Source organism: Micromonospora sp. NPDC005197 (assembly GCF_040608295.1).
GTDB lineage: Bacteria > Actinomycetota > Actinomycetes > Mycobacteriales > Micromonosporaceae > Micromonospora.
The window spans coordinates 1-13,371 of sequence record NZ_JBEXHY010000132.1 but is presented as its reverse complement, the minus strand read 5'-3'; the positions used below and the strand labels follow the sequence as shown (position 1 = coordinate 13,371).

Sequence of the window (13,371 nt, the reverse complement as noted above, 5' to 3'; positions counted from 1 at the left end):
CGCCCCCCCCGGGGGTGCCCCCCCGCCGGGGGCCGGGGGCCCCCACACCTCCCGCGGCGGTCCCGCTTACCCGTCCCGGGCCGGGTCACGCATGCGTCGGTGCCCGCGCGGTGGTGCGACCGGGCCCGCCGGGGTGGTTCTATTGGCGCCATGGCAAACCCGGTGATCCTGACCGTCGACGACGATCCCGCGGTGTCCCGGGCGGTGGCCCGGGACATCCGGCGCCACTACGGCGACCGTTACCGGGTGCTGCGCGCCGCCTCCGGGCCGGAGGCGCTGGACGCGCTGCGGGAGGTCAAGCTGCGCGGCGAGCAGGTCGCGCTGCTGCTGGCCGACCACCGGATGCCGGAGATGACCGGCGTCGAGTTCCTCGAAGCCGCGATGGACATCTTCCCCGCCGCGCGCCGGGTGCTGCTCACCGCGTACGCCGACACCGACGCGGCGATCCAGGCGATCAACGTGGTCGACCTGGACCACTACCTGCTCAAGCCCTGGCACCCGCCGGAGGAGAAGCTGTACCCGGTGGTCGACGGCCTGCTGGAGGCGTGGTCCGTCACCCCGGACGCGACGAGCGTCGAGATCCGGGTCGTCGGGCACCGCTGGTCGGCGCCGTCGTTCAAGGTCCGCGACTTCCTGGCCCGCAACCTCGTGCCGTACCGCTGGCTGTTGTCCGACGATCCGGAGGGCGCCCGCCTGCTCGACGCGGCCGGGGCCACCGAGGCGGACGTACCCCTGGTGGTGACCGCCGAGGGCAAGGCCCTGGTGGCCCCCAACGAGGCCGAGTTGGCCGCGTTGGCCGGGCTGACCGTGGTGCCGGCGTCCGACTTCTACGACCTCGTGGTGATCGGCGGCGGTCCGGCCGGCCTGGGCTCGGCCGTGTACGGCGCGTCGGAAGGGCTGCGCACCGTCCTCGTGGAGCGGCGGGCGACCGGCGGGCAGGCCGGGCAGAGCAGCCGGATCGAGAACTACCTGGGCTTCCCGGACGGCGTCTCCGGCGCGCAGTTGACCGACCGGGCCCGACGGCAGGCGGTGAAGTTCGGCGCCGAGCTGCTCAGCGCCCGGGAGGTGGTCGGCCTGAGCGAGGCCGGCGGGGCCCGGCTGCTGCGGTTCGGCGACGGCAGCGAGATCGCCGCGCACACCGTGGTGCTGGCCACCGGGGTCTCCTATCGGGTGCTCGACGCGCCCGGCCTGGCCGACTTCACCGGCCGGGGAGTGTTCTACGGCGCCGCCGCCACCGAGGCGCCCAGCTGTGTCGACCAGGACGTCTACATCGTGGGCGGGGCCAACTCGGCCGGCCAGGCCGCCGTGCACTTCTCCCGGTACGCCGCCCGCGTCCACCTGCTGATCCGCGGCGCGGACCTCACGGCGTCGATGTCGCGTTACCTGATCGACCAGCTGGAACGCATCGACCGGATCACCGTGCACCCGCACACCGCGGTGGTCGGCGCCACCGGGCAGGACCACCTGCAACAGCTCACGCTCTGCGACACCCGCACCGGGCAGGCCCGCTCGGTCGACACCTCCTGGCTGTTCATCTTCATCGGCGCCGAGCCCCGCACGGACTGGCTCGACGGGGTGCTCGTCCGCGACGGGCGCGGCTTCATCGTCACCGGCCCGGACCTGTTGAGCGGTGGCCGGCGCCCGGCCGGGTGGTCGCTGTCGCGCGACCCGTACCACTTGGAGACCAGCCTGCCGGGGGTGTTCGCCGCCGGGGACGTCCGCGCCGAGTCGGTCAAGCGGGTCGCCTCGGCCGTCGGCGAGGGCGCGATGGCCGTCTCGCTCGTGCACCGCTACCTGGAGGCCCAGTGAGCGCGAGGAGTGAGCCGGGTCTGCGAGCCCCGCAGTCGCGAACTAAGGAGACCCCATGACCACCCCGTCGGAGCGGTTGACGCCCGCGCAGCTGCGTGCCCTGTTCCTGTTCGAGGCGCTCGACGACGAGCAGCTCGACTGGCTGGTCGAGCACGGCCGGGTGGAGCAGCGTCCCGGCGGCACCCTCGTGTACGGCGAGGGTGAGGCCGCCACCTGCTTCTTCGTGCTGCTGCGCGGCGCGGTGGCGTTGAGCCGTCAGGTCCGTGGCGACGACGTCGAGGTCAGCCGGACCGACCAGCCCGGGGTGTACGGCGGCGCCACCCAGGCGTACCTGGGCGACCAGGTCGAGCAGACCTACCGCAACAGTCTGCGGGCGGTGGTCGACTCCGACTTCTTCGTGCTGCCGGCGGAGGACTTCGCGCACGCCCTGCGGTCCTGGTTCCCGATGCCCATGCACCTGCTGGAGGGGCTGTTCTTCGGCATGCGGGACAGCCAGACCATCGTCGGCGAGCGGGAGCGGCTGTTGGCGCTCGGCTCGCTCTCGGCGGGGCTGACGCACGAGCTGAACAATCCGGCTGCGGCGGCGGTGCGGGCCACGTCGGTGCTGCGCGACCGGGTCGCGGGGATGCGGCACAAGCTCGCGATGATCGCCGACGGTCGGCTCGACGGCCGCGCGCTGCACGGGCTGGTCGCGTTGCAGGAGGAGGCGGTGGCCCGGGTGGCCACCGCGCCGAAGCTGAGCCCGGTGGCCACCGCCGACGCCGAGGACACCCTCACCGACTGGCTGGAGGAGCACGGGGTGGGCGGCGCCTGGGACCTGGCGCCCATCCTGGTCGGCGGGGGTCTCGACGCGGCCTGGCTCGGGCAGGTGAAGGCGGCCGTCGGCCCGGCGGACCTGGAGGCCGCGGTGCGGTGGCTCTCCTACACCGTCGACACCGAGCTGCTGATGCGCGAGATCGGCGACGCGGTGACCCGGATCTCGGGTCTGGTGGGTGCCGCCAAGCAGTACTCCCAGTTGGACCGCGCCCCGCACCGCGTGGTGGACGTGCACGACCTGCTCGACGCCACGCTGGTCATGTTCAAGGGCAAGGTCCCCGCCGAGGTCAAGCTCGTCCGCGAGTACGACCGGTCGCTCCCGCCGATCCCGGCGTACGCGGCCGAGCTGAACCAGGTGTGGACGAACCTGATCGACAACGCGCTGGGCGCGATGGGGGAGAAGGGTGTGCTGACCGTCCGCACCGGCCGGGTCGGCGACCTGCTGGCGGTGGAGATCACTGACACCGGTCCCGGTATCCCGCCCGAGGTGCGCCCGCGCATCTTCGAGCCGTTCTTCACCACCAAGCCGGTCGGTGCCGGCACGGGTCTGGGGCTGGACATCTCGTACCGGATCGTGGTCAACAAGCACCACGGTGACATCCGGGTGGAGACCGAGCCCGGGAACACCACGTTCCGGGTGCTGCTGCCGATCACCGAGGACGTCGCGCCGACTGTGTGAAACACCCGTACGACGCGCCGACTACCTAAAGACATCAGGTGGTCGCTGGCAGTAGTCTCGGGCGGCGTTCGTGCTTCCCGCCCCCCCGAGGAGCGTCCGTGGACTCGATGGCCCGCCCGCGCACCGCGCCCCACGACGACGACCAGCCGATCGACAACCCTCACGACAGCTCCATGCTTCCGGAGCTGGAGGACGCCGCGTGGATGCACCACGCGAACACGTTCGCGCACACCAGTTTCTGGGCGGTGGCCCGACGCCTGCCGAGGTTGGTGCGTGAGGCGGTGGCGCTGGCGTGGGCCACCAACCGCATGGACACGGTCGCCTCCATCGGGCTGAACGTCGCCGCCGGGGTGATGACCACCTTCGGCCTGCTCGCCACGACCAGCGTGCTGCGGGAACTCTTCGCCGCCGGTCCCACCCCGGACCGGGTGCGCTCCGCCCTGCCGGCGCTGGTCGTGGCCGCGGCGGCGGTCTCGGCGCGCGGCGGTCTGACGATCGCGGCCGGTTGGGCCCAGGCGCGGCTCACCCCGCAGATCAACTATCAGGTGGAGCTGCGGCTGTTCGAGGCCACCACCGCAGTGGATCTGGCCGCGTTCGACGACGCCGGGTTCGCCGAGGAGATGGACCGGGTCCGCGACCGGGGGATGGGCGAGGCGGCGTGGATCGTCGACCACACCGTCAACCTGGTCACCGGCGTGGTCGGGATGCTCGCCACCGCCGTGGCGGTCACCGTCATCCAGCCGCTGCTGCTGCCGTGCCTGCTGCTCGCGGCCGTTCCCCAGGCGATCACGGCGGTGCGGATGGCCCGCCGGGAGTACCTGGCGATGCTGGCCCGGATCACCCGCCGCCGTCGGATGTGGATGCTCGCCCACCTGATGGCCAACCGGCACACCGCCGCCGAGGTGCGCGCCTACCAGATGCGCGACTTCCTGCTCGCCGAGTACCGCGGTGTGATGGCCGTCGAGACCCGCGCCCAACTGCGGCTGGTGCGCTCGCAGACCGGCACCCGCGTGGCCGGCGCCAGCGTGGCGGGGCTGGCCACCTTCGGGGTGTACGCCGTGCTGGGCGGCCTGCTGCTGGCCGGCATGGTCGCCCTCGCCGCCGCGGCCACCGCCCTGCTCGCCCTGCAGTCCGCCCGGACCAGCCTGGGCGTCGCGGTCGTCGCGACCAACTCGCTGTACGAGGACGCCCTCTACTACCAGGACTACCGGGACTTCCTGACCCGGGCGCAGGGCCGGGTGCCCGTCGGCGGCGACCGGATGGTCGACGGCGTCGAGACGATCGACCTGCACGAGGTGAGCCTGCGCTACCCCGACACTGACGCGCCTGCGGTGGACCGGGTCAGCCTGACGATCCGACGTGGTGAGGTGATCGCGCTGGTCGGCGAGAACGGCTCCGGCAAGACCACCCTGGCCACGTTGATCGCCGGGCTCTACCAGCCGACCGGTGGGACGATCCGCTGGGACGGCGTCGACGCCGCCGAGCTGGATCCGCGGACGCTCGGCGCGCAGGTGGCCGTGATGACGCAGGAGTACTGGAAGTTCCCGTTCACCGCGGGGCAGAACATCCGCGTGGGCCGGCACGACCGTACGCCCGACCAACCCGGCCCCGACGTGCAGGAGGCCGCCGCCGCGGCCGCCGCCCACGACATGATCGTCGGTCTGCCGCACGGCTACGACACCCTGCTCGACCGGGAGTTCAAGAACGGTCACGAGTTGTCCGGCGGGCAGTGGCAGCGGCTCGTCGCCGCCCGCGGGCTCTACCGCGACGCCGCCCTGCTGATCTGCGACGAGCCGTCGGCCGCCCTGGATGCCCGCGCCGAACATGCCCTGTTCCAGCACCTGCGCCGTCGGCCCGACCGGGCGGTCGTCCTGATCACCCACCGGCTGGCCAACGTCCGGCACGCCGACCGGATCTTCGTGATGGACCGGGGTCGCCTCGTCCAGCAGGGCAACCACGACGAGTTGATGGCGGCCGGCGGCCTCTACCGCGAGCTGTTCGAGTTGCAGGCCAGCGGCTACCGGGCCGGCGCCACCGACGCCGCAAACCACTGACCCCCGACCATTCCGCCCGCCGTGCCGTCAGGCGGCGTGGTCGCGGGTGAGGAAGTCAGCGAGGACCCGGGTGTGGGTGGAGAACGCCAGCTCGACCGGGTCGGTGAGCACCAGCCACTCGGTGGCCTCCTCCGTCGGCGCCGACGGAGGCAGCTCCTCGACGGCCCGCTCGGGCAGCACCCCGAAGACCATCATGGTGCCGCCCGCCGGGGCGCCGCGCACGGCGAGCAGCCGAGCATCCTCGGCCGCCGCGACCAGCCCGGTCTCCTCCCGCAGCTCACGCACGAGCGCGTCGGACCACTCCTCGCCGTACTCGATGAAGCCGCCGGGCAGCGCGAGCAGCCCGCGGGCCGGTTCGATGTCCCGGCGGACGACCACCACACCCAGCCCGTCGGCGGTGCGGACCGGGAGCACCGCCACCGCGACGGGCAGCGGGTTGCGCCAGACGGTCTCGCCGCAGACCGCGCAGACCCGCGGCCATCCCGCCGCCGTCGGGTACGCGGCGCCGCAGTAGGAGCAGTGCGAGTACGGCGTGCCGGTCATGACGCAGCACGTTACCCGGGCCCGATCGGATCGACGCGCCGCCCGAAGCTCAGTCGTCCCGGTCGAGCAACGGGCGCAGTTGGTCGAGCAGCTGCGCCCGGCTCACGTTGCGCGGCAGCTCGATGGTGAGGTCCAGGCCCGGGCCGCGCGCGGTCAGCGTCACCGTCGGGCGGGGATCGCGCAGCCGCCAACCTCGGATGGCCGAGACCAGCGCCTCGGCCTGTGGTTGCAGGGTGGCCAGCGTGGCCAGATTCGCCAGGACGCTGATTCCCTCGATGGCCAGGGTCAGGGCGCCCGCGTCCCGAACGCCCTCGTGCGGCAGGCGCAGCTCGGCGACGACCTCGGGCGGTAGCAACAGTCGAACGCTAGTCATCGTCACCCCTCACCATCGCGGCGATCCGGTCCCGGACGCTCTGGCCGAGCGGACGCAGGGACGTCGACGCGGTCTCCCCGCAGATGAAGCCCTGTACGTGCCGGATCCGCAGGTCGTAGATCTGCTTGAGGGTCACCGGCGCCTGCTCGTCGAAGCCCTCCACGATGACGGCGCGTGGGTTCGGCGCGTGTCCGAGGTCGCTGGCGTAGCGGGCGACCCGGGTCACCAGGTCCAGTTCCTCGACGGCCAGCGGGTGGTGAAGGACGGCCCGGTCCACTTTGATCTGGGTCAACGGAAGCTCCGCCATCCGGGCGAGTGACGAGTAGCCGACCCCGAAGTCGTCCACCGCGAAGCTGATTTCCAGGTCACGGGCCAGGCTGGTCAGCCGACGATGGAAGTACGTCAGCGGCTCCTGAGGCCACACCTCGCCGGGATCGGGCTGGATCGGGTCCTGCTCGGAGATCTCCAGCGTGACGGTGCGCGGATCCAGGTTCGCTTCCATGATCGCCGTGCGCACCTGGGCGATGTAGGCGTCGCTGAGCAGCGAGCGGACCGCGACGTTGACCGAGATCGGCTTGGTGACGTCGAAGACGGACGCGACGTCCGCCTCGGCGTACGAGTCGATCGCCTTGGCCAGCAGCAGCGCGTCGCGTTCGATGACGAAGCGGTCACCCCAGGCGTACGCCATCTGAAGGGCCGCGACCGGCGCGCGCACGTCGGTCTCCAGCCGCCTCGCCAGTGCCTCGTAGCTGTGGATGCCCACCCCGGCGGGCCGTCGGTCCAGGGACATCACCGGCTGGAACACCATGGTCAGTGACTCGATCAGCTTCTGGTAGAGGCTGAAGGCGTGCGAGTACAGATCCACCGGCAGCCGGCCGTAGGCCGAGCGCAGGGCGGTGAGCACCTGCATCTCGGCGTGCACCGGGTCGTCGCGGACATCGGAGTTCCAGATGGCCCGCAGCATGGTGGCCAACGGCTCGCCCATGTCCAGTGCGGCGAGGGCGGGATCGACCACCGCGAGGGTGAGGTTCCGGCTCTTCTTCTGGGACAGGGGGACGCAGAGGATCCGTCGGCCGGCGTCGTCGGCCACCACATGCCCGGGGGAGGAGGTGCGGACCAGGGTCGTGTCCGCGGCGCTCAGTTCGAGCAGCGGTCGCAACTCCTCCTTGTTGAACCGGGCCGTGGAGGTGACCTGGCCGATACCCGTGGGGCTGGATTCCACCACCGCGACGGAATCCGCTTCCAGGGCGTACCGGATCACCTCGACCCGTTCGGCGTGCCCCGCCTGTTGGGCGGAACGCGGCGGACGAGACTGCGAGCGGAACACCCGCCCGAGCAACTGGGTGATCGAGCTGGACAGGTCGTCGAGTGGGTTCTTGCAGGGCCGGATCGTGCCGGAGTTGACCGGGGCCGTCAATGACTGCCGCTCGTGGCGGGACACCGGCGGCTGGGTGAGCACGGTGGTCGGGCCCCACATGTGGACGAGCTGTCCGGGTGCGGGGTGGATGCCCTGCTCGGCGACGAAGGTGGCCATCTGCGCGAAGGAGACTTTCCCGCTGGGGTCGGCGGCCTCGCCGCGCAACGCCCGCAGCAGTTGGTGGGTGAGCACACCCTGCCGGTGCTCCTCGCTCTCCCGGGCCGCGGCGCCGCTCGGGCACGCCAGCAGGGCGCTGTGCCGGTCGACCTGGGTGCGGTACGTCTGCATCGCCTCGGTGTGCCGCAGCTCCGAGTCCAGGTAGACGCCCGCGTGGCAGCAGTCGAGGATCAGGAACGAGGTGCCGGCGAACGCCTCGAAGACGTCCCGCTTGAGGAACGCCATCCGCAGTCCGTTGTCCGGCTCGCGGCGCAGGCCGTCGGCCTCCAGGTCCGCCGTCACCAGGTACGCGTCGGACTGCGTGCCCCATTCCGGCACGAGGGCGTGGCCGGCGAAGTAGACCAGCAGCACGTCGGAGGGGCGCGACTCCAGCACCCGCTCGCGCAGCCGGGCCTTGATCTCCCGCCAGGTGGCGCCGTCGCCGATGAACAGGTCGACGTCGCCGTCGTCGAACGTGCCGATCCGCTCGTCCAACAGCACCGCCCGCACCGCCCGCGCATCGTCCTCGGCATAGCGCAGGCTGGGCAGGTTGACGTCATACCCGCAAGCGTTGGCTCCGATCAGGATCGCCCACCGTCGGCTCATCACAGCACCCCCAGGTGATCCAGTGGGCAACTACGTTGCGACAGCACAGCAACGCTTTGCGTGACCCTACCGGATCTAGGAGAGGCCGCTGATCCAACCGATGAGTCGGATTCACGTCAGGCGCCGGACGACGGCGGCAGGCCGGCCGGCCGCCGTCGTCGGAGCCGCTCAGGCTTGCGGGGCGCCGGTGTAGAAGGCGGTGGTGCGCTCGGCGGCGGCCTTGGCCTCGTCGGCGTCGGTGCCGGCGGCGATGCTCGCCTCGCACCACAGCTGGCTGCTCAGCTCCATGGCGCGTCGTCCCTCGGCGGAGGCGACCCACTCGGCGCTGTCCTCCGGCCGGACGCCGCTGCCGCCGCCGGAGAGGTAGGTGGCAAGACCGAGCAGGCCCAGGTCCCAGCCGACGCCGACCGCGCCCGGCCCGAACTGTGCCCACCGGTCCTGGTCGACATGCGCGATGTGGTCCAGGTCGAGGCGGGCCCGCTCGTCGCCGACCGGCGTGACCCGCACCTCGATCCAGCTCACCTCGCCGCCCATCTCCCAGGTGGCGGTGAAGCGGTGCGGAGGCTCGCAGCTCTCGATGGTGCCGTGGGCGTTGCCCTGGAGCTGGTACGTGCCGTGCAGCCGCAGGTCGCCGCTGATCGGCAGGAACCAGCGGGGGATGCGCTCGGCGTTGGTGCAGGCGTCCCACAGATCCTCGGCCGTCGCCTGGTAGGTCTGGCTGATCGTGGTCACCCGGGCCTCGCCTGCGGCCAGGGTGCGGCTGCCGACCTGCCGCTGGACGGCGTTGATCTGCTCCGTCGCGTCGAACATCAGGTGTTCCTCTCCTCGGGTGGGTCGGCGGGCCCGCGCAGGCGACGTTCGCGTCGGCCCCGGGCCAGCTCGGTGGCGAGTGCCGCCAGGGGTGGCGCCCAGAACCGGCGGAAGTGCTCCAACCAGCCGTCGACCTCGCGCAACGGGCGTGGGTCGACCGCGTACAGCCGCCGGGCGCCCGCTGGCCGCACGGTGGCGAAGCCGTTGTCCCGCAACACTTTGAGGTGCTGTGACACGGCGGGCTGGGAGATGCCGAACTCCTCGCGGATGACCGCGCTGACCGCGCCCGCGGTCTGCTCGCCGTCGGCGAGCAGCTCCAGGATGCGGCGCCGGACCGGATCGCCCAGCACGTCGAAGGCGTGCACGGCGACAGTTATATCACCATCGGCTTATTTAAGCCAAGCCTGAAACTCCGACCAGCTTGTCCAACCGGATCGGCAGGTCCCGGATGCGGACGCCGGTGGCGTGGTGGACGGCGTTGGCGACCGCCGCCGCGGTGCCGACGATGCCGATCTCGCCGACGCCCTTCACCCCGGCCGGGTTCAGCTCGTCGTCCCGCTCGTCCAGCCAGTACGCCTCGATGGCCTCGACGTCCGCGCAGCCGGTGATGTGGTACGTGGCCAGGTCGTGGTTGACCCAGTCGCCGTAGCGCTCGTCGAGCAGGCCCTCCTCGTGCAGCGCCATGGACAGCCCCATCGTCATGCCGCCGATCAGCTGACTGCGCGCCGTCGTCGGGTTCACCACCCGGCCGGCGGCGAACACCCCGAGCATCCGGTTCACCCGCACCTCGCCGGTGTCCGCGTCCACCCGCACCTCGACGAACTGCGCCCCGTACGCGTACCGGGGCCGCTCGGGCTGACCGCCCACCTCGTCGGTGGTGTCCGCCTCGGCGCTGACCTCGGTGCCCGGCGGTGCACCGTCGCGCAGCTTCCCGCGCAACGCCTCGCAGGCCCGGATCACGGCCCAGCTCCACGAGGCGGTGCCCATCGAGCCCCCGGCCACGGGAGCCACCGGGAGGTCGCTGTCGCCGATGCGGATCTCGACCCGCTCGGGCGGCACCCCCAGCGCGTCGGCGGCCACCTGCCAGAGCGCCGTCCTGGCACCGGTGCCGATGTCGGTGGCGTCGATCCGTACCAGAAAGGTGCCGTCGGGCCGGGCGGTGGCCGCCGCCGAGGACGGTCTCGCCCGGGCCGGGTAGCTCGACCCGGCCACCCCGGTGCCGATCAGCCACCGCCCGTCGCGCCGGGCCCGAGGCGTGGGATCCCGCTGCGCCCAGCCGAACCGCTGCGCCCCCTCGCGCAGGCAGGCCACCAGATTGCGGCTGGTGAACGGCTCCCCCTGGTCGGGGTCGACCTGGGCGTCGTTGCGGATCCGCAGCTCCACCGGGTCGACGCCGACGGCGATGGCCAGCTCGTCCATCGCCGACTCCAGGGCGTACGCGCCGGGGCACTCGCCGGGGGCGCGCATCCAGAACGGCGTGGGCACGTCGAGGCGGACCAGCCGGTGGGTGGTGCGTTGGTGCGGCGCCGCGTACATGCTGCGGGTGTAGACGGCGATCTGCTCGGCGAACTCCCGGACGGTCGAGGTCTGGCTGATCGCGTCGTGACAGACCGCGGTGAGCCGACCGTCGGTGTCGGCGGCGAGGCGGACCCGTTGGATGCTGGGCGTGCGGTAGCCGATCGGCCCGAACAGCTGCTGGCGGGTCAGCGCCAACTTGACCGGGCGGTCCACGTGCCGGGCGGCGAGCGCGGCGAGCACCACCGCCGCCTTGGCGGAGCCCTTGCTGCCGAAGCCGCCGCCGACGTGCTCGGCGATGACCCGCACGGACTCCTGGGGCAGCCCGAACAGCTCGGCCAGCGTGGTCTGCACCGGCGCGGCGCCCTGGGTCGAGTCGTGCACCAGCAGCCGCCCGTCGTGCCACCGTGCCGTCGTGGCGTGCGGCTCCATCGGATTGTTGTGGTACGCCGGTGTCCGGTAGGTGGCGTCCACCCGCACCGGCGCGGCGGCGTACCCGGCGTCGAAGTCACCCTCGGCCGTGTCCGTCGGATAGCTGGGGTTGACGTGCTCCGGCCGGTACAGGCCGGGGTGGTCGTCGGTGAGCACGGTGCTGTGCGGCGCGGCGTCGTAGTCGATGCGCACCAGTCGGGCACCCTCGCGGGCCGCCTCCAGGCTGGTGGCCACCACCACCGCGACGAACTGCCCTCGATGGTTTACCGCCGGCTCCTGCAACAACCACAGCTCCGGCTGCGGGCCCGGCGCGATCCGGGGCGCGTTGCCGTGGTGCAGTACGGCAAGCACGCCGGGCGACGCCAGCGCCTCGTCGGTGTCGACGCGGGTGATCCGGCCCCGGACCACGGCCGCCGGCACCGCCCAGCCGTAGGTGACGCCGTCCACCGGGTACTCCACCGCGTACCGGGCCGTGCCGGTGACCTTCTCCCGACCCTCCAGCCGGGGATGCGCCCGACCGACCGCGCCGGTGCTCACGAGGCTGCCAACTCGCTGAGCACCCGCACCGTGATGGCCCGGGTCAGCGGCAGCTTGAAGCCGTTGTGCCGCAGCGGCCGAGCCTCGGTCAACTCGGCGTCGGCGGCCCGCGCCGCCAGCTCCGGGCTGAACAGTCGACCCCGCAGCTCCTCCTCGGCCCGGTACGCCCGCCACGGCCGGTGCGCCACCGCCCCGTACGCCAGGCGCACGTCGCGGACCACGTCGCCGTCGAGGTCGAGGACGGCTGCCACCGAGCCGGCCGCGAAGGCGAACGACGCCCGGTCGCGCACCTTGAGGTACGCCGAACGGCGCGCGGCCGGCAACGCGGGCAGCCGTACGGCGGTGATCAGCGCGCCACGCGCCAGAGTCGTATCCCGCTCCGGTTGCGCGCCGGGGGAGCGGTACAGCGCGGCGAGCGGGACGTCGCGGGGACCGTCGGCCTCGTGCACCTCCACCACGGCGTCCAGCGCGGCGAGGGCGACCGCCAGGTCCGACGGGTGGGTGGCCACGCACTGTTCGGACCAGTCCAGCACGGCGAGGTCGCGGTTCTGCCCGTGCAGGGCGGCGCAGCCGCTGCCCGGGTCGCGCTTGTTGCACGCCTTGCCGGTGTCCTGGAAGTAGACGCAGCGGGTGCGCTGCAACAGGTTGCCGCCGGTGGTGGCCAGGTTGCGCAGCTGACCGGACGCGGCGGCGAGCAGGGCGCGGGCCAGCACCGGGTAGTCGCGGCGAACCGCCGGGTGGGCGGCGAGGTCGCTGTTGCGCACCGTCGCGCCGATGCGCAGCCCACCGTCGGGCAGCTCCTCGACCGTGTCCAGAGGCAGCCGGGTCACGTCCACCAGCAGCTCGGGCCGCTGCACCCCGAGCTTCATGAGGTCCACCAGGTTGGTCCCGCCGCCCAGGTACGCCGCGTGCGGCTCGCCGGCCAGCACGGCGACGGCGTCGGCCACGTCGGCCGGCCGGTGGTAGCGGAACGGCCTCACGGCGTGGTCGCCGTCTCACGGATCGCGGCGACGATGTGCGGGTACGCGGCGCAGCGGCAGAGGTTGCCGGCCATCCGCTCCCGGATCTCGGCGTCGGTCAGCTCGGGCGGCGAGTCGAGGTCGTCGGTGACCGCGCTGGGCCATCCCCGGGCGACCTCGTCGAGCATGCCCCGGGCGGAGCAGAGCTGCCCCGGGGTGCAGTAGCCGCACTGGAACGCGTCGTGTGCGACGAACGCGGCCTGCAACGGGGACAGGTCGTCCGGACCGGCGAGCCCTTCGACGGTCAGCACCGACCGGCCGTCCACCGTGACCGTGAAGACGAGACAGCTCTTCGCCCGGCGACCGTCCAGCAGCACCGTGCAGGAGCCGCACTGGCCGTGGTCGCAGCCCTTCTTCGCCCCGGTCAGACCCAGGTGCTCGCGCAGCGCGTCGAGCAGGGTGGTGCGGTTGTCCAGCGTCAGCTCACGGCGGTCGCCGTTGACCTCGAACGCCACCCGGGACGAGTGACGCTCGTCGGTCGTCGTCTCGTTCTCCGGTCCGCCCCGCACCGGCCCAGACTAACGGCAGTGGCACATAAGCGGGCGAATTACGCACAGAGCCCATCGTGGGGCGCCCCGGGCGCCGCCGGCTGCGGCGCCCGGGGC

11 protein-coding genes are annotated in these 13,371 nt (G+C 72.6%); 3 read left to right on the top strand and 8 right to left on the bottom strand.

Translation table 11 applies throughout. The features are described 5' to 3' along the window. Nucleotides 1-150: 150 nt before the first annotated feature. From ABZU46_RS27110 to ABZU46_RS27100, 3 genes are all read left to right on the top strand, one after another. Nucleotides 151-1,809, top strand: coding sequence for an FAD-dependent oxidoreductase (locus tag ABZU46_RS27110; protein ID WP_354862171.1), 1,659 nt, complete (start codon nt 151-153; stop codon nt 1,807-1,809). Between the two features lie 55 nt (nt 1,810-1,864). Further along, nucleotides 1,865-3,304: an ATP-binding protein gene (locus tag ABZU46_RS27105; RefSeq protein WP_354862170.1), complete on the top strand. Its 1,440-nt coding sequence runs from the start codon at nt 1,865-1,867 to the stop codon at nt 3,302-3,304. A 107-nt stretch (nt 3,305-3,411) separates the two neighbouring features. After that, nucleotides 3,412-5,358, top strand: coding sequence for an ABC transporter ATP-binding protein (locus ABZU46_RS27100; protein ID WP_354862174.1), 1,947 nt, complete (start codon nt 3,412-3,414; stop codon nt 5,356-5,358). Nucleotides 5,359-5,385: 27 nt separating this feature from the next. Here the strand turns inward: ABZU46_RS27100 and ABZU46_RS27095 are convergent, their stop codons facing one another. From ABZU46_RS27095 to ABZU46_RS27060, 8 genes are all read right to left on the bottom strand, one after another. Then, complete coding sequence (locus ABZU46_RS27095) at nt 5,386-5,901, bottom strand: NUDIX domain-containing protein (protein WP_354862168.1); 516 nt, start codon at nt 5,899-5,901, stop codon at nt 5,386-5,388. A 49-nt stretch (nt 5,902-5,950) separates the two neighbouring features. Beyond that, nucleotides 5,951-6,274 carry a hypothetical protein gene (locus tag ABZU46_RS27090; protein WP_354862166.1) on the bottom strand — a complete coding sequence of 108 codons (324 nt, stop codon included), beginning with the start codon at nt 6,272-6,274 and terminating at the stop codon, nt 5,951-5,953. Further along, on the bottom strand, nt 6,267-8,453 hold the full coding sequence (locus ABZU46_RS27085; RefSeq protein WP_354862165.1) for an EAL domain-containing protein: 2,187 nt from the start codon (nt 8,451-8,453) through the stop codon (nt 6,267-6,269). The genes ABZU46_RS27090 and ABZU46_RS27085 overlap by 8 nt, the downstream gene beginning before the upstream one ends. Nucleotides 8,454-8,621: 168 nt before the next feature. Then, the gene (locus ABZU46_RS27080; RefSeq protein ID WP_354862163.1) at nt 8,622-9,263 is read right to left on the bottom strand and encodes an SRPBCC family protein; all 642 of its coding nucleotides are present in this window, start codon (nt 9,261-9,263) and stop codon (nt 8,622-8,624) included. Beyond that, a complete protein-coding gene (locus tag ABZU46_RS27075) occupies nt 9,263-9,628 on the bottom strand; it encodes a metalloregulator ArsR/SmtB family transcription factor (RefSeq protein ID WP_354862161.1) in 366 nt (121 codons plus the stop codon). The genes ABZU46_RS27080 and ABZU46_RS27075 overlap by 1 nt, the downstream gene beginning before the upstream one ends. Nucleotides 9,629-9,656: 28 nt before the next feature. Next, nucleotides 9,657-11,747, bottom strand: a complete 2,091-nt coding sequence (locus tag ABZU46_RS27070; RefSeq protein ID WP_354862159.1) for a xanthine dehydrogenase family protein molybdopterin-binding subunit — start codon at nt 11,745-11,747, stop codon at nt 9,657-9,659. Beyond that, a complete protein-coding gene (locus ABZU46_RS27065) occupies nt 11,744-12,727 on the bottom strand; it encodes a xanthine dehydrogenase family protein subunit M (protein WP_354862157.1) in 984 nt (327 codons plus the stop codon). Before ABZU46_RS27065 ends, ABZU46_RS27070 begins: the two co-directional genes overlap by 4 nt. Then, nucleotides 12,724-13,221, bottom strand: a complete 498-nt coding sequence (locus ABZU46_RS27060; RefSeq protein ID WP_354862173.1) for a 2Fe-2S iron-sulfur cluster-binding protein — start codon at nt 13,219-13,221, stop codon at nt 12,724-12,726. Before ABZU46_RS27060 ends, ABZU46_RS27065 begins: the two co-directional genes overlap by 4 nt. Nucleotides 13,222-13,371: the final 150 nt, after the last annotated feature.